18 protein-coding genes are annotated in these 25,148 nt (G+C 66.0%); 6 read left to right on the top strand and 12 right to left on the bottom strand.

Annotated features, from left to right (window positions below):
- Positions 1–4: 4 nt before the first annotated feature.
- From FSB78_RS10775 to FSB78_RS10765, 3 genes are all read right to left on the bottom strand, one after another.
- Positions 5–1,798: an alpha-amylase family glycosyl hydrolase gene (locus tag FSB78_RS10775; protein ID WP_147082584.1), complete on the bottom strand. Its 1,794-nt coding sequence runs from the start codon at positions 1,796–1,798 to the stop codon at positions 5–7.
- Complete coding sequence (locus tag FSB78_RS10770; protein WP_147082582.1) at positions 1,795–3,297, bottom strand: tryptophan halogenase family protein; 1,503 nt, start codon at positions 3,295–3,297, stop codon at positions 1,795–1,797. The genes FSB78_RS10775 and FSB78_RS10770 overlap by 4 nt, the downstream gene beginning before the upstream one ends.
- Positions 3,298–3,382: 85 nt before the next feature.
- Positions 3,383–6,121: a TonB-dependent receptor gene (locus FSB78_RS10765; protein ID WP_422396729.1), complete on the bottom strand. Its 2,739-nt coding sequence runs from the start codon at positions 6,119–6,121 to the stop codon at positions 3,383–3,385.
- A gap of 406 nt (positions 6,122–6,527) precedes the next feature.
- Here FSB78_RS10765 and FSB78_RS10760 point away from each other — a divergent pair, with 406 nt between their 5' ends.
- Complete coding sequence (locus FSB78_RS10760) at positions 6,528–7,550, top strand: LacI family DNA-binding transcriptional regulator (protein ID WP_199743168.1); 1,023 nt, start codon at positions 6,528–6,530, stop codon at positions 7,548–7,550.
- Between the two features lie 11 nt (positions 7,551–7,561).
- On the opposite strand, the gene FSB78_RS10755 is transcribed toward FSB78_RS10760, so the two are convergent.
- Positions 7,562–8,242, bottom strand: a complete 681-nt coding sequence (locus FSB78_RS10755) for a DUF6445 family protein (protein WP_147082580.1) — start codon at positions 8,240–8,242, stop codon at positions 7,562–7,564.
- Between the two features lie 129 nt (positions 8,243–8,371).
- On the opposite strand from FSB78_RS10755, the gene FSB78_RS10750 reads away from it, so the two are divergent.
- The 3 genes from FSB78_RS10750 (at position 8,372) to FSB78_RS10740 (ending at position 11,964) form a co-directional block, all read left to right on the top strand.
- Complete coding sequence (locus FSB78_RS10750) at positions 8,372–9,880, top strand: MFS transporter (RefSeq protein ID WP_147082578.1); 1,509 nt, start codon at positions 8,372–8,374, stop codon at positions 9,878–9,880.
- On the top strand, positions 9,880–11,265 hold the full coding sequence (locus FSB78_RS10745; protein WP_147082576.1) for an alpha-amylase family glycosyl hydrolase: 1,386 nt from the start codon (positions 9,880–9,882) through the stop codon (positions 11,263–11,265). Before FSB78_RS10750 ends, FSB78_RS10745 begins: the two co-directional genes overlap by 1 nt.
- A gap of 366 nt (positions 11,266–11,631) precedes the next feature.
- Positions 11,632–11,964 carry a class I SAM-dependent methyltransferase gene (locus FSB78_RS10740; protein ID WP_147082574.1) on the top strand — a complete coding sequence of 111 codons (333 nt, stop codon included), beginning with the start codon at positions 11,632–11,634 and terminating at the stop codon, positions 11,962–11,964.
- 88 nt (positions 11,965–12,052) lie between these two features.
- On the opposite strand, the gene FSB78_RS10735 is transcribed toward FSB78_RS10740, so the two are convergent.
- The 3 genes from FSB78_RS10735 to FSB78_RS10725 form a co-directional block, all read right to left on the bottom strand.
- Positions 12,053–14,500 (bottom strand): prolyl oligopeptidase family serine peptidase, encoded by a 2,448-nt coding sequence (locus FSB78_RS10735; protein ID WP_147082572.1) that lies wholly within the window; start codon positions 14,498–14,500, stop codon positions 12,053–12,055.
- Between the two features lie 209 nt (positions 14,501–14,709).
- The gene (locus tag FSB78_RS10730) at positions 14,710–17,205 is read right to left on the bottom strand and encodes a PAS domain S-box protein (RefSeq protein WP_422396695.1); all 2,496 of its coding nucleotides are present in this window, start codon (positions 17,203–17,205) and stop codon (positions 14,710–14,712) included.
- 335 nt (positions 17,206–17,540) lie between these two features.
- The gene (locus FSB78_RS10725) at positions 17,541–18,284 is read right to left on the bottom strand and encodes an SDR family NAD(P)-dependent oxidoreductase (protein ID WP_147082570.1); all 744 of its coding nucleotides are present in this window, start codon (positions 18,282–18,284) and stop codon (positions 17,541–17,543) included.
- A 74-nt stretch (positions 18,285–18,358) separates the two neighbouring features.
- On the opposite strand from FSB78_RS10725, the gene FSB78_RS10720 reads away from it, so the two are divergent.
- A complete protein-coding gene (locus tag FSB78_RS10720) occupies positions 18,359–18,919 on the top strand; it encodes a TetR/AcrR family transcriptional regulator (RefSeq protein ID WP_242008195.1) in 561 nt (186 codons plus the stop codon).
- Positions 18,920–18,972: 53 nt separating this feature from the next.
- On the opposite strand, the gene FSB78_RS10715 is transcribed toward FSB78_RS10720, so the two are convergent.
- From FSB78_RS10715 to FSB78_RS10705, 3 genes are read right to left on the bottom strand one after another with little or no spacing between them, the layout of a single operon-like run.
- Positions 18,973–19,506, bottom strand: coding sequence for an SRPBCC family protein (locus FSB78_RS10715; protein WP_147082568.1), 534 nt, complete (start codon positions 19,504–19,506; stop codon positions 18,973–18,975).
- Positions 19,507–19,539: 33 nt separating this feature from the next.
- Entirely contained in the window at positions 19,540–20,013 is a 474-nt protein-coding gene (locus tag FSB78_RS10710) for an AtaL-like protein (protein WP_147082566.1), read from the bottom strand.
- A 36-nt stretch (positions 20,014–20,049) separates the two neighbouring features.
- Positions 20,050–20,913, bottom strand: a complete 864-nt coding sequence (locus FSB78_RS10705; RefSeq protein WP_147082564.1) for an SDR family oxidoreductase — start codon at positions 20,911–20,913, stop codon at positions 20,050–20,052.
- 104 nt (positions 20,914–21,017) lie between these two features.
- Between FSB78_RS10705 and FSB78_RS10700 the strand changes: the two genes are divergently transcribed.
- Complete coding sequence (locus FSB78_RS10700) at positions 21,018–21,908, top strand: LysR family transcriptional regulator (protein ID WP_147082562.1); 891 nt, start codon at positions 21,018–21,020, stop codon at positions 21,906–21,908.
- A gap of 664 nt (positions 21,909–22,572) precedes the next feature.
- On the opposite strand, the gene FSB78_RS10695 is transcribed toward FSB78_RS10700, so the two are convergent.
- Both FSB78_RS10695 and FSB78_RS10690 read right to left on the bottom strand, forming a co-directional pair.
- A complete protein-coding gene (locus FSB78_RS10695; RefSeq protein ID WP_147082559.1) occupies positions 22,573–23,505 on the bottom strand; it encodes an AEC family transporter in 933 nt (310 codons plus the stop codon).
- A complete protein-coding gene (locus FSB78_RS10690; RefSeq protein WP_158638004.1) occupies positions 23,502–24,983 on the bottom strand; it encodes an FAD/NAD(P)-binding protein in 1,482 nt (493 codons plus the stop codon). The genes FSB78_RS10695 and FSB78_RS10690 overlap by 4 nt, the downstream gene beginning before the upstream one ends.
- Between the last annotated feature and the right edge of the window lie 165 nt (positions 24,984–25,148).

The raw sequence follows: 25,148 nt of genomic DNA, 5'->3' as shown, positions 1-25,148 counted from the left end.
GGTCTCATTCGCTGGGGAGGGCGCCGCAGATCGCGTAACCGAGGGGGGGAAGGCTGATCCGTACGGTGCCCGGCGCGGAACCGCGCGCGGGACAGGTGCCGGCGAGCGCGACGAACTTGGCGGACCGGTCGCCCACCGCGACGTTCTGCTCGACCGGGGCATTGCTCGTGTTGATCGCGACGAGGATCTCGCGGCCATCATCGTCGCCACGCGTGAAGGCGAGCAGGCCGGGCTTGTCCGACGCGAAACGCAGCATCGTGCGGCCGTGTCGCAGCTGGGCGTGATCGCGCCGCAGCTTCGACAGCATCGCGATCGTCGAGAAGATCGGATTGTCCCGCCCGAAATGCGCGGTCGCGGTCGTCGTCGTGGTCCCGACCAGGCGGTTGTCGTTGTAGCTCGCGACCTTGCTCGCGAACAGATCCTCGCGGGAATCCTGGTCGTTGCCGTCGCCGGTGAAGCCCTGCTCGTCGCCCGAATAGATCGTCGGCACGCCGCGCGCCGACAGCAGCAGGACGTGCGCCAGCGTCAGGCGCTGCAGCCGCTCGGCCTCGCTCGCCTGCGGCCAGGCCGCGTCGAGCATGTGGCCGATCCGCCCCATGTCGTGGTTGCCGAGGAACGTCGGCAGGCGCAGCGCGGCCGCTTCGCCGCCCTCGTACAGCACGTCGCCATTGATCCAGCGTTCGAAGACATCGGTGCCTGCCTTGCCCGACAGCAGCGCGCGCGCCGCGGCCTGGAACGAGAAGTCAAGCACCGCTGGCAGCTTGTCACGACGCGTATATTGCGCGGTGTAGCCGGGGTCGACCGCCTCCGAATAGACCTCGCCAAAGACGTGGAAATTGGGGATGCCGCGCGCGGCGGCACGCGCCTGCATCGCGGGGACGAACGCCCGCCAGAATTCGGGGTTCACATGGCGTGCGGTGTCGATGCGATAGCCATCGATCCCGAACCGGTCGATCCACCCGCCATAGATCGCGATGAACCCGTCGACGACGCGCGGGTCCTCGGTCATCAGGTCGTCGAGCCCGGAAAAATCGCCGAACCGTGCGGACTCGCCCAAAAAGGTCGAATCGCCGCGATTGTGATAGAACCGGGGGTCGTTGAGCCAGGCCGGCACCTTCACCTGCCGCTCCGCCGCGGGCACGAACGGTGTATAGGCAGAGGACGGGTCGGTCAGCTTGGCGAAATTCTCGGGCGTCTGGACGGCGTCGCCCCGGAACCCCGGATTGATCGCCGCGCCGCCGACCCCGCCGCGCCGCGCGTACGGATAGTCGGCCTTGCTGCGATAGCCGCACGGTTTGCCAACGCATTCGCGGTACTGGATCACGTCCGCGGTGTGGTTGGCGATGATGTCCATATAGACCTTCATGCCCCGCGCGTGGGCTGCATCGACCAGTGTCCTGAACTCGGCATCGGTGCCGAAATGCGGGTCGACGCGCGTGAAGTCGGTGATCCAATAGCCGTGATAGCCGGCGCTCTCGTGACCGGGCGCGCCCTGGACCGGCTTGTTCTCGAAGATCGGCGCGACCCAGATCGCGGTCGCGCCCAGCGCCTGGATATAATCGAGACGGTCGGTCAGGCCCTTCAGGTCGCCACCGTGATAGAAGCCCTTGGACGTCGGGTCGTATCCGGTCTTGAGCCGATCCCCCGATCGACCGCCCTGGTCGTTGGCGGGATTTCCGTTCTCGAACCGGTCGGGCAGCACGAAATAGATGATCTCGTCCTCGGGCAGCCGGCTGCGCACGTCCGCGATGGGGACGGCGGGCGTAGACAGCGCGAGCAGGATGGCGGCGATGCTCATGCGGCGGGGGCCGCGCAATGCTGCGCCACGAATGCCGCGTGGCTCGGCATCTGCGCCACTTCGCGCGCGTTCAGCTTGTCGATCATGTCCATGAATTCACCCAGGTCGGAAGGGGATATCGCGTCGGCGAGCGGATGGTGGCCGCGCGGCACGAGGCCCTGGCCGGCCAGCACCTGCAGCCAGCCGACCTCGGCGAACAGCTCCTCGCGCTCACGCACGATATGGCCGTTGGCCTGCCACAGCGCGATCTTGGCGGCGAGCGTGTCGGGCACCGCCATGTCACGGCACTGGCGCCAGAACGCGGTGTCGTCGCGCTCGGTCGCCTTGTAATGCAGGATGATGAAGTCGCGGATGCGGCTCCATTCGAAGTCGCTCTGCCGATTGAACTCGGCGCGATCGACCTCGGAAATCGTCTGCCCGGGCAATAGCGTCAGCAGCCGCGAGACCGCGGACTGGATCAGGTGGATGCTGGTCGATTCCAGCGGTTCCATGAACCCCGCGGCGAGGCCCAATGCGACGACGTTGCGGTTCCACATCCGGCGGCGCTTGCCGGTGCGGAAGGTGATGGTGCGCGGCTCGGCCATCGCCTCGCCGTCTAGCCCGGCAAGCAACGTCGCGGTCGCCTCGTCCTCGCTCATGTGCGCGGACGAGAAGACCACGCCGTTGCCGGTGCGATGCTGGAGCGGGATCCGCCACTGCCAGCCGGCGGCGTGCGCGGTCGACCGCGTATAGGGCGTGAACGCCGCACTGCGCGCCGAAGGCACCGCGACCGCGCGGTCGCACGGCAGCCACTGCGTCCAGTCCTCGTACCCGGTCTCCAGCGCCTCCTCGATCAACAGACCGCGAAACCCGGTGCAGTCGATATAGAGGTCGGCGCTGACGGTCGTGCCGTCTTCCAGCACCAGCCCCGACACGTCGCCGCTCTCGCCGTCGCGCGTGACGCGCGTGATCTTGCCTTCGATCCGGTTGACCCCGCGCGTCTCGGCATAGCGGCGCAGGTGGCGGGCATAGAGCGCTGCGTCGAAATGATAGGCATAGGGCATGCCCGGCAGCACCTGCGCGGTGCGCGCGGGGCCGCGCTGCATCCGCTCGGCAAGCGCTGCCTGCGTGTTGAGCGAATAGGCGGACAGGTCGCCCGCCAGCCCGAGCGCGCGCGCACGGAGCCAGTATTGATGGAAGGGGAGAAGCCCGACGTCGCGCCCGACATCGCCGAACGCGTGCATGTAACGCGAGCCCTTGCGGTGCCAGTCGACGAATTCGATGCCGAGCTTGAACGTGCCGCCGGTCGCGCGAAGGAACGCGTCCTCGTCGAGCCCCAGCGCGTCGTTGAACAGGCGGATCTGCGGGATCGTTGCCTCGCCGACGCCGACCGTGCCGATCGCGTCGGATTCGATCAGGTCGATGTCGAACCCGGTTTCGAGGAACCGGGCGAAGGTCGCGGCCGCCATCCATCCGGCGGTACCGCCGCCCGCGATGACGATCCGTAGAGGTCTTGCCATGATCTGCGCTCCCGGTTCGCCGATTTCAGGCCATGATTCCCGCTCTCGTCATAAGGGGCGGCCCGAAGACCGCCCCAAGACGAGATCAGAACTTGTAGGTCAGGCCGATATAATAGTCGCGGCCATAGCGCTGATAGTCGATGACCTGGCGCGGATCGTTGTTCTGGTAGGTGACGAACGGACGATCGGTCAGGTTCTTGGCCTGAGCCAGGATCGAGAAGCCGCGCAGGACGCCTTCCTGGAACTCGTAGCCGATCTGAGCATCGAGAATGCCCTCCGCCTTGGCGGTGCGATAGGTCGGCGTTGCCGACAGGCCTGCGACCTCCGCCAGGAACGACGAGCGGTAGCGATAGTTGGCGCGCGCCTGGAAGCCCCATTTCTCGAAATACACCGTGCCGCTGCCGGTCCACTTGGACAGGCCGGGCAGCGTGATCGGCTCGGGCGAGTTGGCGAACTTGATCGTCGAGTCGGTGTAGTTGCCGCTGGCGAACATCCCGAACCCGTCGAGTGCGCTGGTGAGCTTCTTGAACGGCAGCGACAGCGTGGCCTCGACGCCCAGCACTTCGCCGCGACCGGTGTTGGCAGGGGCGCTGACGTTGCCGATGTTCTGGCCCGCGGCGAGCACCGTCGCGCGCTGCGCCGGGGTAAGCGCGCCCAGCAGCGACGTGAAGTCGAACGCATAGGTGTTGTTCGGGTCGACGAAGTCGGTCAGTCGCTTGAAATAGCCTGACAGTGCGACATAGCCGCCGCCGTCGAAATACTTCTCGGTCGAGATATCCATGTTGATCGACTTGTACGGCCGCAGCGCGACGTTGCCGCCGGTCGAGGAGAAGACCGGGAACAGACCGGCGGGGGTACGACCGATGTTGGGCAGGTTGATGCTGACGTCCTGCGTCACGCGCTCCTGGTCGAGACGCGGACGGACCATCGTCTGCGACGCGCCCAGCTTCACATAGCCGCCGTCGATCAGCTCGACCGACATCGTGCCCGAGGGGAGGATATCGGTGTACTTCTCGGTCTGGTCGGCGGGGGCGATCGTGACCACGCTGTTCACGACGCTGGCGATCTGCCCGACCGAGCGCTGGTCGGAGCGGATGACCTGCACGCCGAGCGCGCCCTTCAGCGCCTTGCCGCCCAGCTCGCCGTCGATGTTGAGCTTGGCATAGCCGGTATAGACGTTCTCGATCACGCGGTTGTCGCGGACCAGCGCCGACGGCCGGTTGTCGAACGCCGGGGTCAGCGCGTTCGCGTAGACGGCGAGCGGATCATAGGTCAGCATCGCGGGGATGCCGAGATAGTCGAGCGCGACGTTCTTGCCGAGCAGCGCGTCGGCGGGGACCGCCAGGCTGGTCGGCGTGCCGCTGGTGACGGTGCAGCCCGTGCCCGCGCCCTTGGGGCACAGGAAATAGGACTTGTAGGCGCTGGTCTTCTCGCGACGGCTATAGTTGGCGCCGGCTTCCCAGCCCTTGACGATGCTGCCCTCGAACTCGCCGTTCAGGCTGGCGCGGAGCGACTTGAGGTCGTCCTTGAAGCTCGGCTGGTTGAGGAAGCCGGCCTGGACCACCGCGGTCGTGCCGTTGTTGCCCCACCCCTGCGGGTCGGTGAGCTTGAAGGTGTTGGTGTTGGTATAGTCGAGCGTCGGCACGATCTTGTAGGTGCCGTTGCCGTTCTTCGTCACCGTGACGCGGTCGGCGACGCCGCTCTTGCCGAAGCCGGTGCCGGTGTTGGTCTCGAGCAGGAAGTCGGTGCGCGTCGCGCGGCTCCAGCTCGCATCGACGTTGAAGTGGATGCTGTCGGTCAGCTTGAGGTCGTTGTTCCAGCCGAGCGACAGGTTCTCCGCCTTGCGCTGGTTATAGTCGTTGCGCTGCACCGCGAACACGTTGGTGAAGGTCGTCGCGGTCGCGAAGCCGTCGGCGACGGTCAGGCCGCTCTGCGCCGGATCGGAGAAGCCGAGCGGGAACTCGATGCCGCGCAGCAGCTGGGTTTCCTCGAAATGCGAATAGAGCGCGTCGAAGGTCGAGTGGAAATTGTCCGACGGCGCCCATTCGACCGTGCCGACCGCGCCGTAGCGCTTGAGCTCGTTCGACTGGACATAGGGCTTGGCGCCGCCGAGCACGAACGGCGAGGCGGCGGTGCCGCTGCCGGCATAACCCCAGGCGTTGTAGCGCTCGTTCTGCGACGGCGCCTGCGTCGCGGACACGCCGATCGCGATGCCCAGCGTGTTGTCGAGGAACTTGTCGACATAGGTCGCCGACGCGCGATAGCCGTAGCGCGACGAATCCGGGTTGAGGTTGTCGATGCCGTTCATCTGGCCGCGCGCGTTGATCGCGAAGATCCGGCCCGACTGTTCGAGCGGGCGCAGCATGCGCAGGTCGACCGTGCCCGAGATGCCCGCCGCGATCAGCGACGCGTCCGCGGACTTGTAGACGTTGACGTTGCGAAAGAATTCCGACGGATACTGGTCGTACTCGACGCCGCGGTTGTCGCCGACGGTGACCTGTTCGCGGCCGTTCAGCAGCGTGGTCGAGAAGTCGGGGCCGAGGCCGCGGATCGACAGGCGCTGGTCGCGACCCTCGAGACGCTGCGCGGTGACGCCGGGAAGGCGTGCGAGCGAGTCGGCGATCGACACGTCGGGCAGCTTGCCGACGTCTTCGGCGGAGACCGAGTCGACAATCAGGACGGACTCGCGCTTGATCTTGGCCGACGAGGCGAGCGAGGCGCGGATGCCGGTGACGACGATGTCGGCGTCGCCGTTGGTGGTGGCGGCGGCCTCGGGGGGCGCGGGCTCGGCGGGCTCCGGCGTCGGCGAGGGCGTCGTCGGCATCGCATCGATCTGCGCGGGGGCGGTCGGGTTCGCGGTCGGCGTGTTCGGCGAGGTGGCCTGCGCGAACGCGGCCTGGCCCGGCAGGATCATCGCGGCGACGAGCGCGGTCGCGCTGACGCGCAGCGCCAGCCGGCCAGAGGCGGAAAGGCCAGCGGTCGCGTCGACCGGTGCGCCGATGATGCGCGTAGCAAGATTGTTCATAATGTCCCCTTCGGCGGCGGAAATCCGCGCATCCTCGACCAGAAATTCAGTGTCCTCGACGTCGTTGCTGCGCGTCGATTGTCCCACCCCGGCTATATTTCCGGCAGGGTCGTTGCAAAAGAGACGAGCATACGTATTCAGGAGCTATGCCGGTCGCTCCCGCCCCGACTGTGTCCTTTGTGTCGCGTCGGCGGTCGCGCTGACGATGGGCAAGCGACCGACCTCGTTCGATATCGCGCAGCTGGCAGGGGTGTCGCAGCCGACGGTGTCGCGCGCACTGCGCGGGGTGAAGTCGGTCAATGCGCAGACGCGCGCGCGGATCGAGGCGATCGCGCGCAGTCTGCATTACGCGGTCGACAAGAATGCCTCGTCGCTGCGCAGCCAGGCGTCGAACACGCTGGCGCTGCTCTTTTTCGAAGAGGTCGCGGCGGACGATGCGACGATCAATCCGTTCTTCCTGTCGATGCTGGGGTCGATCACGCATGCCAGCGCGCGCGCCGGCTATGACCTGCTGATCTCGTTCCAGCAGCTGTCGGGCGACTGGCATGTCGATTACCAGGACAGCCGCAAGGCGGACGGGATCATCCTGCTCGGTTACGGCGATTACGAGGCGTATCGCGACCGGCTCGACCACCTGACCGAACAGGGGACGCATGTCGTGCGCTGGGGCGCAGTGGCGACGGGGCCGGCAGGAATCACGGTCGGCTCGGACAACCGCGGCGGGGGCGAGGCGGCGGTTTCGCACCTGACCGAAGGCGGACGGCGAAGGATCGCCTTCCTCGGCACCGCGGACGGACGCTATCCCGAGCTCGAGGAACGCTATCGCGGCTACCGCGACGCGCTGGCGGCAGCCGGCCTCGCGCCCGATGCGCGGCTGCAGGTCGATTCGATCACCGACGAGGATGCGGGGCAGCAGGCGATGGAGGACCTGCTCCGTCGCGACGTCGCGTTCGATGCGGTATTCGCGGCCAGCGACAGTATCGCGATCGGCGCGATGCGGGCACTCGCCGGCGTTGGACGCTCGGTACCTGGCGACGTCGCGATCGTCGGGTTCGACGATCTCCCCTCGGCGCAACTGACCAGCCCGCCGCTCTCGACCGTCGCGCAGGATTCGCGCCGCGCCGGCGAGGCGCTGGTCGCGCAGTTGCTCGCGCATCTGCGCGGCGAGACGGTCGACGCCGCGCCGCTGCCGACCCGCCTCGTCGTGCGCGCGAGCAGCGGGGGCTGAGCCCCCGGCGCTCAGTCGTCGAACAGGAACAGGTTGAGCGTCAGGCGCCCGACGAGCGGATCGGCACTGAGCGTCACGTCCGGCGGCAGGTCGGCGCAGTGGAGCGTGTTGCCCGCATAGACGAGCGCGCGGTTGAAGCGGCCGGGTTGCACTGCGATCCGTTCGTACAGTGGCGTGTCGCCCGCAATATACGCGGCTTCGGGCAGCCCATGCGTCGCGACGCTGGCCTCAAGCGCGGTCCTGAACCGGTCGAGTCGCGAGGCGTCGACGCTTTCGAACCCGGTGTCGCGCTGGCGGTAGAAGGCGGTGCCGCCCTTTTCGCCATGCCCCAGGAACAGCAGCACCGCGATCCGCCGCGCCTCGACCCCGTCGAAATGCGGCAGCCGCTGGATCGGGCCCAGATCGGCGGGCGCGGTGGTGACCAGCGAATAATAGGCCTCCGACACGGCCGGTGCAGGGTCGAGACCGAAATGCTCGGCGAGCAGAGGCGCGATCCGGCGGCGCATCGTCTCGGCGAGGCGCACCGGCACCTCGGCGCGCACGCCCGGATAATGCGGGCCGATCGCGCCCATCCGCAGGCTCGCCGCATCCTCGCGCAGCGCGTCGGGATCGGACCAGAACTCGTCGATCGCGATCAGCGGGCGGCGTTCCGCCCCCAGATACTGCACGGTCGTCTTCGCCGGATCGCTCATCGTGCTGCCTTGCCGCACCGAGGCCCGGTCCCGCAACATAATCGCCGCGACATTCGTATGCATGGTTGTGCGCGCCGCCGCTTCTCTGCACGCCTGTCCGCCAGGAACGCCGGGCGTTACACGGCGACCATGGGGAGTCGCGTCGTGACCGAGAAACCAGTCCAGGGCTTTGACGGCCTGTGGAACATCAGCTTCGGCTTTTTCGGCATCCAGATCGGCTTCGCGCTCCAGAACGCCAATATGAGCCGCATCTTTCAGACGCTTGGCGGGTCGCTCGACGACCTGTCCTATCTCTGGGTGGCGGCCCCGCTGACCGGGCTGCTGATCCAGCCGATCATCGGCCATTACAGCGACCGCACCTGGACCCGCTTCGGGCGGCGCCGGCCCTATTTCTTCGCCGGCGCAGTGCTCGCGGCGCTGGCGCTGTTCGTGATGCCCGAGGCGCGGGTCCTGTGGCTCGCCGCGGTCACCCTGTGGGTGCTCGACGCCTCGATCAACGTCGCGATGGAGCCGTTCCGCGCGTTCGTCGGCGACATGCTGCGCAAGGACCAGCATACCGCCGGCTATGCGCTGCAGACGATGTTCATCGGTGTCGGCGCGGTCGTCGGCTCGATCTTCCCCTTCGTGCTCGGCCATTTGGGCGTGTCGGGCGACGCGCTGTCCGGCGTGCCCGACACGGTGCGCTACAGCTTCTGGTTCGGCGGCGCCGCGCTGCTGCTCGCCGTGCTGTGGACGATCGGCAACACGAAGGAATACAGCCCGGACCAGATGGCAGCGTTCGCCGACCGCGACGAGGTGGCGATGCAGCCCGTCCGTGCGCTCGCCACGCGCAGCTTCGGCCGCAGCCTCGCCTGGATCGCCGCCGGCGTCGCGGTGATCGTCGCGGTGCCCGAGCTGGCCCTGCAGAAGGAAGTCTATCTGCTCGGTGCGCTGCTGGTCGCGTACGGCGCGGCGAGCATCGCGGCGATCCGCCTCGCGCGCGGAAACAACCCTGACAACGCGCTCAGCGCGATCGTCGGCGACTTCGCCGGCATGCCCCTCGTCATGAAGCGGCTCGCGCTCGCGCAGTTCTTCAGCTGGTCGGCGCTGTTCATCATGTGGATCTTCACCACGCCGGTGGTCGCGCAGTATATGTACGGGTCGAGCGACCCGACCAGCGCGGCCTACAACGCCGGTGGCGACTGGGTCGGCGTGCTGTTCGCGGTCTACAACGCGGTCGCCGCGGTTGCCGCCTTGCTGATCCTGCCGCGCCTCGCCGCGCGGATCGGGCGCGTGAAGACGCATATCGCGTGCCTGCTGTGCGGCGCGGCGGGCTTTGCGAGCTTCCTCGTGGTGCGCGATCCGATGCTGCTGATCCTCAGCGAGATCGGCGTCGGCATCGCCTGGGCGTCGATCCTCGCCATGCCCTATGCGATCCTCGCCTCCAGCCTGCCGCAGGCGAAGCTCGGCATCTATATGGGCCTGTTCAACGTCTTCATCGTCATCCCGCAGCTGCTCGTCGCGACGGTGATGGGGTCGGTGCTGAAGGCGTTCTTCCCGACCGAACCGATCTGGACGATGGCGTTCGCCGCGATCGTGCTGGGAATTGCCGCGCTGGCGATGCTGCGCGTGCCCGAAACCAAGGATGGAGTATCCTGATGCGCGCTCTCGCCGCCGCCCTGTCGCTTGCCCTCGCCGCAACCCCCGCGCTCGCCCAGCGCCCGCCGATCGACCAGCGGACCGAGGCGGACTATGCGCCGCGCCCCTATGTGACGCTGCAGAACGCGCCTTGGGCGAAGGACGCGGTGATCTACCAGATCAACACCCGCCAGTTCACCCGGGAAGGCACGTTCCGCGCGGCGCAGGCCGAGCTGCCGCGGCTGAAGACACTCGGCGTCGACATCCTCTGGCTTATGCCGGTCCAGCCGATCGGCGCGAAGAACCGCAAGGGCACGCTCGGCAGCCCCTATTCGGTGCGCGACTATACCGCGGTGAACCCCGAATTCGGCACCAAGGCCGATCTGAAGGCGTTCGTCGACGCCGCGCACAGGCAGGGCTTCCACGTCATCCTCGACTGGGTCGCCAACCACACCGCCTGGGATCACGCCTGGGTCACCCAGCATCCCGACTGGTACAAACGCGACTGGCACGGCGATTTCCACCCGACCCCGTGGTGGGATTGGACCGACATCATCGATCTCGATTATTCGAAGCCGGCGCTGCGCAAGGCGATGACCGAGGCGATGGCCTATTGGGTGCGCGACATCGGCATCGATGGCTACCGCGCCGATGTCGCGGGCTATGTCCCGCTCGATTTCTGGGAGGGCGTGCGCGTCGATCTCGAGGCGATCCGGCCGGTGTTCATGCTCGCCGAATGGAAGACGCCCGACCTGCTGATGCGCGCGTTCGACGCGACCTATAGCTGGCAATGGTACGAGACGATGGAGGGTATCGCAGCCGGCACCTCCGACGCGACCGCGCTCTACGGCTATTACAGCGAGAACGAAAAGGGCTGGCCCAAGGCGGGGATGCGGATGCTGTGGATCGAGAACCACGACATCAACGCCTGGCACAAGACGCAGTTCGAGGCGTTCGGGCCGATGCTCGACTCCGCAATCACGCTGGAGATGATCGGCGAGGGCATCCCGATGATCTACAACGGCCAGGAAGCGTGCAATCCGAAGCGGCTGAAGTTCTTCGAGAAGGACCCGATCGACTGGTCCAGGCCGTGCCGGCTCGACGCGCTCTACCGCGACCTGATCGCGTTCCGCAAAGGCCATGGCGCGCTCGCCAACGGCAAATGGGGCGCGACGATGATCAAGGTCGAGAACGACAAGCCCGCACAGGTCTTCAGCTTCGTCCGCCGCCAGGGCGACGACCAGGTGTTCGCGGCGTTCAACTTTTCGAAGACCCCGGTGACGGTAAACTTCCCGACCGCACTCCAGGCAGGCCGCTACGTCGAGTTCCGCACCGGTCGCAAGGTGACGCTGAGGGCCGGCGAGACCGTCACCCTGCCGGCCTGGGGCACGCTGCTCCTCGGCTGACGCCGAGGTTAGGGCGGAGGCCGTGTCGGATCGATGCAGCCCTGCCGGCCGTGTTCGTAGCTACGCCGGGGCTCGGACGAGATGATCGCTGCGAGCCCGTTTCGCGTGTGGTTCAGCCAGCGCTGGTGCTGTACCTGCCAGCGAAGGCATGCTGCCTAGCAAAGCGGGGAGCCGCGGTTGCCTGATATCCCGCGGGGTGGTCTCTGTACCTTTCTACTGTACACCGGACGGCTTATCCGCGCGACGCATCGACCGATATTGTGGCGTTTTCGCCGATCCAGGTTAACGGCCAACGCCTTATGCCGGTGCAGTTGCGGGTCGATCGCGCACCTCACATCGCGCTGGCAGGGTCCACCCCATCGGTCGATGTCGTTTCACGACCTCCATACTCCGCTGATCCGGGCCAGGGGCGCCACGGCGAACGCCTTCAACCGGTCCGTCTACGCAGGTCTGAAATCCGGCGGCCGTTACGTCGTCATCGATCACGCCGCCGCAGCCGGGTCGGGCGCCCGCGACACCGAGTCGCTGCATCGCATCGACCCCACGTTGGTCGTCGAGGACGTGCTGGAAGCCGGTTTCGTGCTGGACGCACAGAGCAACCTGCTCGCCAACGATACGGACACCCACGCGATCAGGGTGTTTGATCCCGCGGTAAAGGGGGAGACGGATCGCTTCGCCTACCGGTTCATCAGGCCCTGACGCCTATGCGCGCGGCAGGTGAGGTCGTCCCATCTTCGCCATCTATCGCCGTTTCGGCCGCGCTTTCGGACCGTCACCCGCGCATCGGTCACTCTCGCGCGGCGCTCGCCGCCACCGCCGATCCGGTCTGCTTCGGCTTGACGTAGCGGTCCAGCCAGTCGGTCATCTGCCACAGCGTCTCCTCGGTCGATTCCAGCGCGCGATAGCCATGTGGTTCGTTGGGCAGGACGACATAGCGTACCGTCGCGCCGTTGCCCTTCAGCGCCGCGTACATGCGCTCCGACTGGATCGGGAAGGTGCCGCTATTATCGTCCGCGCCGCCATGGATCAGCAGGATCGGCGCCTTGATCCGGTCTGCGTAGGTGAACGGGCTCATCTCGGTATAGGTCGGCGTCGCCTGCCAGTAGGTGCGCTGCTCGGCCTGAAAGCCGAACGGGGTCAGCGTGCGGTTATAGGCGCCCGACCGCGCGATGCCAGCGCGGAACAGATCGGTATGCGCAAGCAGGTTGGCGGTCATGAACGCACCGTAGCTGTGCCCGCCGACGGCCATTCGGGTACGGTCGCCGACGCCGGACTTGACCACCGCATCGACCGCGGCCTGCGCGTCCTGCTGCAGCTGCTTGACATAGGTATCGTTGGCCTCGGCGCCGCCTTCGCCGATGATCGGCATCGATGGATTGTCGAGGATCGCATAGCCCTGCGTCAGCAGGAACAGGTGGCTGATGCCGCGCGGGCGGACGAACCGGTTGCCCTGATCGACCGTCTGGCCTGCGACCTTCGCGTCGGTGAACTCCGCCGGATACGCCCAGAGCAACGTCGGCAGCGGCCCGTCGCGTTTCGCGTCGTAACCGGCGGGCAGGTACAGCGATCCAGACAGCTGGAGTCCGTCGGCACGCGGATAGGTGATCGTGCGCTGCGTGACACCAGCGAAGACCGGGGCGGGATCGGCGAACGCGGTGATCGCCTTCGCGCTGCCGGCCTTCAAGCCGCGGATCATGTAGTTGGGCGCAAGCTTCGCGCTCTCGCGCCGCGTCAGGATGCGCCGGCCACGCTCGTCGAGCAGTGCGACCACCGTTTCGTAATAGGGCGCCTTGGCGGTCCACAGCCGCGTCTGTTCGCCCCCGGCCAGCGGCATCGTGGCGAGGAAGGGGAACGCCCCCGCTTTCGTCGCGCCGTCGCCGGTGACGTACACGCCGTCATGCGCCGGCGTGAAGCGCATCACCGGCTTCCCGGCGGCATTCTCCTCCACCATCGGCTCGCCGGGATCCCCATATTGATCCTGATAGTTGAGCGTCGCTATCGTCCGCGTCTGGCCCGGTCGCGACGGCGCAACGGCTAGGCGATGCTCGGTCCGCGTGCGCCATTCGCGGTCGACGACCACCGCGAAGCCATCGTCGCCCCATATCGTCGTGGCATAGCGGGCCTGGGTCCGTGCCAGTTCCACCGGTACCGCAGCGAACGGCGCGGCCTGCATCATCACCGTGTCATGGAACGCGATCTTGGCGCGCGGATTGCCGCCGTCCAGCGCTTCGGCCCAGACCAGCGTCGCAGGCGCATCAGACCGCCAGACCGCCTCGCGCGGGCCCTTGACGGTGGCGTTGAAATCGACCGGGAGATCGTCGGCGAGCGGGCGATCGACCAGGGTCTTCACCGGTTGGCCATCCAACGTCGAGACGGCGATCTCGGTCGGGAAGAACCTGGCGGGCAGCAGATAGGAATATGGGCGCTTGAGCCGCTCGGTCAGCAGGTAGCGACCGTCCGGGGAGACGCTGAACTCGGTGATCAAGCCCGGCGTTCCGATCGGCTGCGCGGTGCCGGCAAGGTCGATCCGGACGAGTTGACCGGTGAAATAATGGTCGAACAGCGCCTCGTCATGCGCATCGCCGAGCAGATCCTCATAGGTCCGCGCCGCCGAGGTGCGACCGGCGCTTTCCTGGATCACCGGGCCGGTGGGCGTGCTGCTCGAAACGGGTGCCGCGCCGCGACCGGCGGGCACGGTATAGGCGACGAGCGCCTTGCTGTCCGGCATCCAGGCGAAGGGCGTGCCGAACGTGCCGTTCAGCCCCCGGGCGACCATGCGGGCGCTGCCATCGCGCTCGGCGATCCATAGCGAGAGGGCGTCGGCGTCTTGTGCGTAGAAGGCGAGGCGGGTGCCGTCGGGCGACCAATCGGGGGCGGCGAAGCGCAAGCCCGCGGGCAGCTTGACCGCGACGGTCCGCCCCGAGCCGACGTCCTTGAAGCTCAGCGCGTTCAGCCACTGCACGCGGACCTCGGCCTGGCCATTGGTGGCGGGATCGATGCGGTAGCCGCCCAGCCGCAAGATCGGTTTCGACAGATTGGCGATCGTCGGCAAATTCTCGCGCCCCAGAATCGCCAGCGTGCGGTGATCGGGGCTGACGGCGACGCCGGGGGTCGGCGGCGTCTCGAGTGCCTTGGCGATCGCATCGGGTGCGCGGTGATAGGCGCTGCCGCCGGGCGTCTGGGCGTAGGCCGTGGTGGTCAGGAGCAGGGCAATCAGGCAGGCACCGGCGCGCATTCGAATTCCTTTGTCTCTCCGTCACGCCGTCTGGCATCCGGGTCTGCGAGTGCCAACGACAACGCTAGATGCCGGAGCTTACGGGAGTTTGGTCGTGGAGCAAGGTATCGAACGGACCCTTGGCCTCTCGACGGACGCCGATGAACCAGAAGCGCGATGCAAACGTTCTTGGGGTGATCGTCTGAACGATAGCGGCATCCCCGCACGACCTAGCTCGAGCGGGAGGACTCGTTCATCATTCCGGCGATTTTTGCCGTCAATGCTTCCAGCGTGAAAGGCTTCGTCAACAGCTCCATCCCGGGTTCGAGATGGCCGTTCCCGACGGCGGCGTTCTCGGCATAGCCGGTGATGAAAAGCACCTTCAGACCCGGCTGCAACGATCGCGCAGCATCGGCGACCTGGCGCCCGTTCATACCGTTGGGCAGCCCGACGTCCGTGATGAGGAGCTCGACCTGCGTGACCGCCTGCAGCATCTTCAGTCCAGCGGCCCCATCGGCCGCACCGATCACGGTGTAGCCCGCTTCGCCGAGAACCTCGTCGATCAGATGGCGGATGGTCGCTTCGTCGTCGACGACCAGAACGGTTCCCTTGCCCACCGTCGCGGCGGTAGCGATCGCGGCCTCTTGCTCCGGCAAGACGGCATCGCCGTGGTGGCGTGGCAGGTAGATGCAGATCGTCGTTCCGATTCCCAACTCCGAATAGATCCGGACCTGACCTCCGGACTGGCGGGCAAAGCCGTAGATCATCGACAGGCCAAGGCCGGTACCTTCGCCGAGCGGCTTGGTCGTGAAGAATGGTTCGAAGGCGCGCTCGATGGTGTCCGCACTCATCCCGGTGCCGGTATCGGTGACGCAGATCGAGAGATATTGGCCGGGTGGCAGATCGCGTTCGCGGCCCGAACGATCGTCGAGCCATTTGTTGGCCGTCTCGATCGTCAGCCGCCCGCCATCGGGCATGGCGTCGCGGGCATTGATGCTGAGGTTGAGAAGAGCGTTCTCCAACTGGCCCGCATCGATGCATGCAGGCCAGAGACCGCCCGCACCGACGACCTCGATATCGATGGCGGGCCCGACCGTCCGGCGGAGCAGGTCTTCCATTCCTGCAATCAACCGGTTGATCTCCGTAGGCTTCGGATCGAGCGTCTGGCGTCGCGAGAATGCCAGCAGGCGCTGCGTGAGCGACGCTGCACGCCGCCCTGCGCCCTGCGCTGCAAGCACGAAGCGGTCGAGATCGTCGAGCCGCCCGCGGGCGACGCGCATCTGGAGCAGCTCGAGATTGCCCATCATCCCGGTCAGCAGATTGTTGAAATCATGTGCAAGGCCGCCGGTAAGCTGACCGACCGCCTCCATCTTCTGTGCTTGCCGCAGTTGATCCTGGGTATTGGCCAGTTCCGCTTCGCGCGCCTTCTCCGCGGTAATATCGCGTCCCGTCGCATAGGTCAGGTCGCCGGCGGGCGCGGCAACCCAGGCGATCCACCGGAACGAGCCGTCCTTGTGACAATATCGGTTCTGGATATTGGGCTGCTCACCCGCCTTCGCGGCCTGATAGGCGTCGATGGTGTCATCGTGATCGTCCGGCATGACGAACTCGTTGACATGATGTCCGACCAGTTCCTCGGGTTCATAGCCCAGCACCGTCGTCCACGCCGGATTTACCCGGCGAAAGACGCCGTCGAAATCGATGACGAGCATCAGGTCGGGCGATGTATTCCACATGCGATCGCGTTCGGCGGTCCGCTGCTCGACCTGATCCTCGAGCGTTTCGTTGAGGTCGCGCAAGGCCTCTTCAGCCGTCCGCCGGGCCGAGATGTCGTTGAAGAGAATCGCGATCCGACGGTCCGTCGCGTCGCCGATGCGAAAGGCGTAGACGTCGAACCAGCGACCGAGCGCCGCGGAGCCTTCCTCGAAGCGGACCGGTTCGCCGGTACGCGCGACGCGCCCGTAGATCTCGTAGAAGTGCTCCTCGAGGTCGGGGACCGCCTCACGCAGCCAGCGACCCCGGATCGCTTCGACGAAGCCGGTCTGGCGGTAGAAGGCGGGGTTCGCCTCGATGACGCGATAGTCTACCGGCGCCTGCCCATCGCCGAGGTCGACCTCGACGATGCAGAAGCCGGATTCGATGGAGTCGAACAGGGTACGATAGCGCGCGTCGCTGTGGGTCAACTGTTCCCGGCTGGCCTGAAGCTCGTCGTAGCGGCGATCCCGGTCGGCGACGGTGCGGCGCAGATCGAGCTGTGCCATGACCTGTCGCGCCAGGACGAGCAGCGTCTCCTGCTGGAGTTCGGTGAATTCTCGCGCGCGGTGATCCAGGACACAGAGCGTCCCGATGGCCAGTCCGTCCGCGGTCTTCAGCAGCGCTCCGGCATAGGCCCGGATGTGCGGATCCCCGGTCACCAGGGGGTTGCAGTCGAAGCGGCGATCCTTGGTAAGGTCGGGAACGACGAGGAGGTCGTCCTCCAGCAGCGCCTTGACGCAGAACGAACTTTCGAGCGGCGTCTCGCGCACGCCAAGCCCGACTTCCGCCTTGAAGAACTGTCGGCCATCTCCGATCAGGTTCACGACCGCTATGGGGGCATCGCAGAGCCTTGCGGTAAGCGCCGCCAGCTCGTCAAACGAGCGTTCGCGCGGCGAGTCCATCACGTCATAACACGCCAACGCCGCCAGCCGGTGCTGCTCGGGATCGTTGAACTCGGTGAGATTTGCCAATGGTCTAGTTTCTGTCCCGGGACGTGCGCCAATGGTGCATTATCACCTCCCTACAAACGGGCAACGCACAGAATATCGCCCGCGTCGGAACCTCTTGCGGACGCGTGACGCGATCCGAGGTGTATCATGCCGGACGAACGTCCGAAATCCGTGCGAACTTCGGACCGCATTGACGTCCGCTTGTGGGTCTTGCCGGAAGGGGGTTAGGCAAGGCAGCTTCCAACCAACTCACGTCGTTCGGCGAACGCGGTGTGAATGACCGCTTGAGCTGGAACCTGCCATTTGCCTACGCCGACGTCCGCTGCGCCAAACGCGTCCTCCACGTCAGTTCAGGCTCAGACCGCCGCGACACCGCCATCCACGAAGAGCTCATGCCCCGCGACGAAACTGCTCTCGTCCGACGCCAGGAAGAGCACGGCACGCGCGACATCGTCGAGGCGCGCAATGCGCCCGAGCGGAACCCCTTTGATGACGTCTTCCTCGGCGCCGGGCGTTTTGTCGAAGAAGTCCCGGATCAGCCGCGTCTCGGTGGCACCTGGCGCGATGACGTTCACGCGGATGCCCCGGTCCTTCAGATCGTTGGTCCAACTGCGCGCAAAAGAGCGAACCGCTGCCTTGCTGGCGTTGTAGAGCGACTGGCCCGGATAGGCCTTGGTACCCGCGATCGAGCCACTGAGCACGATCACGCCACCCTGCGCCATCAATGGCAGTGCCTTCTGCACGGTGAAAACCATCGCTTTGACGTTGAGGCCGAACGTGGAATCGAAATGGGATTCCTCGATGGCTTCGAGCGGGACGGGGTCGTGCATGCCGGCATTGGCGAAAACGACATCGACCCTGCCGTGGTCACGCTCGATGCGCGCGTAGAGCGTCGTGAGGTCGGCGAGGTTCGTTACGTCGCCCTGTACGCCGATCGCGCCGTGACCGATCTGGCGGACCGCGTCATCGAGCGAAGCCCGTCGACGCCCAGTGATGTACACCAATGCCCCTTCCTCAGCGAACTGCTCTGCGGTCGCCAACCCGATGCCGTCGCTACCGCCGGTAATCACGACGACCTTGTCTTCGAACCGCTTCGTCATCATACCGTCTTTCAAGTAAGTGGAGGAATGCTCCATTTAAAATATGGAGGACTCCTCCACTTAGCAAGCCGAGGATGAAAGATTTGATCGAGGCAGGCCTACGCGCTGATGCGGAACGGAACCGCCAAAGCATTCTCGTCGCCGCGGAGGAACTCTTCCTCGAGCGGGGCGCGGGCATCCCGCTGGAGGAGGTGGCGAAGCGAGCGAAGGTCGGGATCGGCACGCTCTATCGTCGCTTCCCGACGCGAGAATCGCTTCTGGCGGCCACCAGCAACGAGCGGTTCTTGTCGGTCGCGGAGACGAGTTGCGCGCGCGGTAGAGATCAGGATCCCGCGGACGCGATGCGCCAGTTTCTCGAAGAGCTCGCGATCAATACGAGCGTCTATCAAAGCCTCGCCGCCTCGCTGGGGACGGTCATTCAGCACGGCACGCCCGGCTGTATGGCAATCACGTCGGAAGGGCAGCGATTGCTTGGGCGCACGCAGGAGGCAGGGATCATTCGGAGCGATGCGACCTTCGACGACATCATCTGTGTGGTGAGTGCAATAGCGATCGCGGTCGAAAAGGACACCGCACCCGCGTCGCGCGTTGCGCATCTGGTGGACCTGCTCCTCAACGGCATGCTCGTGCGGTGACGCATCCGGGGCCCTGCACGGGCTGACGTCCCCGGGACCATGGGTGAGAGCCATCAAGGCGCCGCGAGATGCCGGGCGATGTTGGCCATGCAGACCGCCATGTAGCCCTTCCATTGCGCCTGCACGAACAGCCACAGCGGTACTCTGGCGATCCGGTTCTTCGCTGCGAAGGTGTAGGTCCACGTCACCGCGACTTCGCCGCCCTGCTGCTCGAACCAGAATTGTCCGACCGCCCCCGACATCAGATATTTGAGCGCGAAGCTCGGCTGCCAGATGCGATAGGCGAAATAGCGCGCGCGCTGGTAGTGAGTCACCCCTTCCCGGACGGTGCTGCCGTCCGCGAGGTGAACCGTCCGCGTCGAGCCCGGCTGGTCCCACGGGCCTGACACCTGCGAGGTGGAGACGATCCCGGGCAACAGGCCGTAGCCGGTGAGGATCTTGGGCAGGACATCCTCCGCCACGAGGAAGTCGAACACGTCTTCGATCCGTCCCGGGACGCGGATCTGCTGCGTCACGGCCGCGCTGAGCGCCGATGGTATCTGGGGTGCAGAATCCGGCAGCGACGGGTTGAGGGGTGCCGTGGTCATCTTGAGACTCCTTCGTCTGTAGCGGGGTGGGGGTCAGAGCGTGCCGTCGGCGAGCATCTCGCGGGTGCGCTTCAGCGTGGAGAGCAGCGCAGCCTTGTACCCCGTGTCACTGTCGAACTGCGCCTGCTCGGCCTGTTCCTCGGGGCCGCCGGGGGTTTGCCCGCGCAGGCCGAGATAGCAGTAGAATTTGAGCTGAAGCTGACCTGCCGCGTCCTCGAACACTTCGTTGACGATGGCGCCCTCACGCGGGCCGGTTGCCTGGAAGAAGGTGACCTTGGCGTGTCGTTCGAGCACGATGATCTCGCGCAGGTCGTGGCCGGCGATCGTCGCCTCGCGCACGAAGTGAGTGGCGCTCTGCTCGGTCACGTCGCAGCGGGTGCACAGGCCCGGCGGCAGGAACAGGCGCGCGTCGCGGGCCTTGCGCTCCAGCCCCTGCCACACCTGTTCGCGGGTCAGCGGCGTCTCGCCTTCGGGGTTCACGACGACGGTGGCGGTCGAATAGATCATGACGACGGTCCTTGTTCGGATAGGGGGGAAGGGGGTTCAGCCGACGATCTGCGCGATGTGATCGCGGTAGGTGCGCAAGGGGCGGCCGAGCAGCGCGGTCAGCCGGTCGACGTCGCCCGCCTCGGGGATCATGCCGTCGCTCTGGAAGCGCTCGGCCATCTGGCGCATGTCGTACGCCATCCAGCTGGGCATGAAGGCGCGCCAATTCTGTTCGAAGCCGATGGTGTCATTGCCGGGAAAGGCGATTTCGCGACCGAGCACGTCGGACCATATCGCGGCGGCGGCGGCGCCGGTCAGTGTGTCGGGCCCGACCAGGTTGATGTAGGTCGTCGGCAGCGGCTGCGGTGCCTCAGCGCGGCGGATCAGCTCGATCGCGGCGACCTCGCCGACGTCGCGCGCGTCGATCATCGCCAGGCCCTTGTCGCCGATCGGCATGGGATAGATGCCGTAGCCGGTGACCACGTCCTTCACCGTGATCTCATTGTCCATGAAATAGGCGGGGCGCAGGATCGTGGCGTGCAGGTCCATCGCCTCGATCATCCGCTCGACGCCGAACTTGCCGGCAAAATGCGGCACGTTGACGTAGATGTCGCTGTGGATCACCGACAGATAGACGATCCGCTCGATCCCGACCTCGCGGGCGACGTTGAGCGCGATCACCGTCTGTGTGAACTCCTCCGCGACGACGCCGTTCAGCAGGAACAAGGTCGACACGCCCGACATCGCGGCGCGAAGCGAGTCCACGTCGAGCAGGTCGCCCTGGACGATTGTCACGCCGGCGGGGAGGCTGGCCTTGGCAGGATCGCGGACAAGGGCACGGACATCGGCGCCGCGTGCGACGAGCTGGTCGACGACGTTGCGACCGATAGTGCCGGTAGCGCCGGTTACGAGAATGGTCATGGGGGTCACTCCTTGGTTGAGCCGGTTGGCATGTCCCAAATTAGTGATCCACACGCGCGCCAATAGACGCTATGTTTGGACAGCCCGTCTCACAGGTGGAACATATGGATCTCCTCGCGCTTGCCGATTTCAACCTGGTCGCGCGGCATGGCGGGTTCGGTAAGGCGGCCCGCGCCGCTGCACGCCCGAAGGCGACCTTGTCTCGGCGGGTGGCGGAGCTGGAGGCCAGCCTCGACGTGCGCCTGTTCGAGCGGGGCGCGCGCGCGCTCAAGTTGACGGAGGAAGGACGGGCGCTGTTCGAACGAACCGCCATCCTCCTCACCGAGCTTGACGAGACGGCGGCTGCCATCACGTCCCGCGGTCATGCCCCCCGGGGACGGCTGCGGATCAGCGCACCGTTGCTCTTTTCGCAGATCGCGATGGGCAGGATCGCAGCGGGGTTCGCGATCAAGTTCCCGGAGATACGCCTGGAAGTCACGACCGAGGACCGGGCGGTCGACATGGTCGAGGAAGCCTATGATCTGGTGATCAGGGTCAACCCCGCGCCGGATGATGCGTTGGTCGGACGCGCCTTCCTCCAGGATCGTCTCGTCGCGGTGGCAAGTCCGGACTTGCCTCGTTCGGCCGATACTCCGGTGCCGGCCGTCGTGCGCGGGGCGATCGGGCAACGGCAGACATGGGAGTTGGCAACTGCATCGGGCAAGGCGAACCTCCAGGTCGATCCTATCCTCGGACTGTCATCGCTGGTGATGGTGCGCGATGCGGTACGCGCGGGGGCCGGCGTCGCGCGGCTCCCGCTGTCGCTGGTCAGCCACGATCTGCTCGCCGGCACACTGGTGCATTGGGGTGACGTCGAAGGGCCGGGCACAGCGCTATGGGCACTATATCCCTCGCGCCGCTTGCTCAGCGCACGCGTCTCGGCATTCCTCGACCATCTCAAGGAAACCTTCCCGAAGGGGACGCCGGAGGAATTGGCCGCGTATAGTGCGTGGTGACGGGCGAGGGCGCGCTGGGATAAGGTCGAATGACAGTTTCTGACGGAAGCTGCCGTTCAACAAGATCAGGCGCGACGCGCCCACCGATCCTCACGCACGGCTAGCCAAGGTGACCCTCGGCAACCTTCGGTCGATGCAGTCCGGACTCGAACGCACCTCTGGCGAGAACCACGGTCAATGGGCATGGAGCCCCAACTGGATACGGTTCGCGCTGGCCCGCCCCTTTGTCGCTGATCCCGGTACGGCAATGCTCTACTCGACCGGGTCCACCCCCTGCTCTCGGCGGCGCTTACACGAGCGACGGGACAGAATACGCTCGCCAACGCGCGTGTTTTCGGCCAACTGGATCGATCAGAGCTGGGCACCGCGCGCCGTCCCGCGTGGAGTGGGAAGGAGTATGGCTTCGGCTGGTTCCTTACCAAGATGAAGGGCCATTTAGAGCGGTTCGCCTGGAGCCATGGTGGCCAGATGGTCTACGTCATCCCGATCTACGTATGACGGTCGTCATGACGTTGAACCCGAACGACGCAAGGGACACGGGGCACATCGATACGCTGCAGGGCATCGTCGAGAACGCGATAGTGCCTGCTGCTGAGCGGGGTGCGTCGTGAGTTTCGAGTAGCTGCCATCCGCTGAAAGTGGGGACAGCACAGGCAAACCGCGATTACCCCGTCGGCATGGCCGAGTGAAAGACGCCGACAACCAGCAGCACGAGAACAAGGGATACGGCGCTAGACAGCGCGACGAGGATCGCCGCCGCCTTGCGGTTCGTGTCGAGGAGGGTGGCGAACAGCGTCACGTTGCTGGCGACCGGGAACAGGGCGACGAGCCCGACGATCACGCGGTCGCGTGGGCCCAGTACGCCGACGAAGGCCGCTTCGAGTCCTAGCGCTGCGCCGATCAGTATCACGCCGGCGGCCTGCCTGACCGCGAGGATGCGCGTCATCAGCTTCGGCCGCCAGTCGTCGCGACCGGTTTCGGCAAGGTTGAGACCAATCACCGCCATGCCAAGCACCGACACCAATGTGCTGGCGATCGAGACGATCGGCGCTGCCGCGTCAGGCATCGTGACGCCGCCCCACCTGGCCAAGAGCGAGCCGATGACGACATAGACGAGCGGCACCCGCAACGCCTTGGTTGCGGCCTTGCGCGTACCTTCCTTGGTACGCGCAATGAGGAAATACCCGATCGTGTTGCCGTACAGCGCGCTGCCGATATACGCGCATACCACCGTCGATACGCCCACCTCGCCGAACAACGCCTGGCTGACAGGCACCCCGAAGAACGCGACGTTGAAGAACGAGAACGACGCCGACAGCAGTTTTGGATCGAAGTCGTCGCCGACCCGCTTGGCCAACCGGTATGCGGGAATGCTCATCAGGGCGGAGACGACGAACATCAGCGGCGGGATCACCAACAGCTGTCGTGTTTCCGCGCCGAGCACCTTGTCGATGACCAGCAAAGGGATGAGGCCGAAGACGAGGACCTTTGAACACAGCTTCGCTGCCCAGGGCACGCGGGCGCCGACGGCCCAGGCGAGCAGGATCACGCCGTAGAGCGGCAGCAGCGCCGCCGCGATGTTGCCGAGCGCGCTCATTGCTGGCGCAGGATATCGTCGACCGCACGACCGGCGCATTCGACGTTGAACCAGACCGCGTTGGTGTCGCGCAACTCGCCGTTCAACAATTGGCCGAGCGCGTATAGCCGTGGTGCATCGCGCGTGGCGGATATGATCCGACACGTCCCCCGGTGGGCGATGGCCCCACCGACCGGATGTGGTTGCAACCAGTCCTTCGCGAGCAGGTCCTTGACCAGGGTCTCCTTCATCTCGTCGAGCGTGGTGGCCTGGCCCGTAGCGTTGACGACGATCGGCGTGTCGAGCGTATCGCCATTCTCGTACCGGACCGTGAACCCAGTACCCGCCTCGTTGGCAACGGTCTCGTCGATCCGCCCGCGTACGCTGAGCAACCCGCGCGTCATCGCATCCGCCAATCGCCGTGCGTTCGCCATCGGCGTGACAAAGCGCGCCGCGGCGAAATGTGGCGCCAGCCATTGCCCGAACCGTTTCTGGTCGGCGGGTCGCAGCAAATTCCATATTGCCGTCGAATCATGGCGCGCGGCAGTGAGGATGCGCTGGAACGGTTCGTCTCCGGCTTCCGCTGCGGCAATGTCGTGCAGCAAGGCAGCCTCGGCGTCGCCGTCATAGCGGTCCTCCGCCTGCCAGTTGATCGCGCGTCCGGCAGCAGTCTCGGCTTCGAGACGAAAGAGGCGGAACAGGTCCACCACCGAGAAGGCGCGGCCCCGCTCGCGGATCAGCCGATGGACGTTTCCAAGCGTAAGGTGCTGACGCTCATAGCCTGTCTCGGGCGCAGGAATTTCGACGCGCGGTAGCATCCCCTCCTTCGATATCAGGTGGATGTGGCCGCGATGTCCGTTGTCGAGCAGTGTCATCACCGCGTCGATTGCACTCAGGCCGCTGCCGAGAATGACGACGGACTGATCCCGCTGGATGCCCTCAGCCATGCGGTGCGCGGGGTACGGGGAGTCGAAGTAACCAGGCGTACCGTTCAGATTGCCGAAGCGATCCGGATCGGGCGTGCCGATCGTCAGAAGAACGATGTCCGTCGCGATCGTCGACCCGTTGGTGAGCCGAACCGTCGCCGCGGCATGATCGCCCTCGATGGCGATAGCTTCCTCGCGGTGGACCTGGACGTCGATCCCGGCGGTGCGTGCCTGACCTAGCGCCCGGTCGAGAACCTCCTCCATATAAACGCGATACTCGCGACGCTGCGGATATTCGACGCCATCGGGATCGAGCGGGGTGCCCACTGCCGCGCGTCGAGCTTCCAACCAGGCTCGGAAATCGCCCGGCTCGTGGTCGTAGAGCCCCATGAGGCGGGATTCCGTGTTCAGGAGATGTCCGGGTTGCTCCGTGCCGAACGCCAGCCCGCGCGCAAGCTCATCGTCACGTTCGATCAGGTGGATCTTCCAACCTTCGCCCGGATCGTAGCTAAGCCGCGTTACAGCTTCGGCGAATGCGGCAACACCGCAGGCGCCCATGCCGATAATGGTCAATGTTTTCGGCATGAGATCCGTTCGCTGAGGAACGGCGACAACGCGCAGCAGCCTTTTCGTGCCACGGTCGACGTGAAAATTTTGTCATGTTTGATGCTTCGTGCGTTTCCGCGGCCATGGGACGTTGCACCGAGGGCTGGTCGCTCGGCTCCTAATTAATTCGCA

Source organism: Sphingomonas ginsenosidivorax (assembly GCF_007995065.1).
GTDB classification, from domain to species: domain Bacteria; phylum Pseudomonadota; class Alphaproteobacteria; order Sphingomonadales; family Sphingomonadaceae; genus Sphingomonas; species Sphingomonas ginsenosidivorax.
The sequence above is the reverse complement of the archived record's forward strand: the minus strand, read 5'-3'. Positions and strand labels throughout refer to the sequence as shown.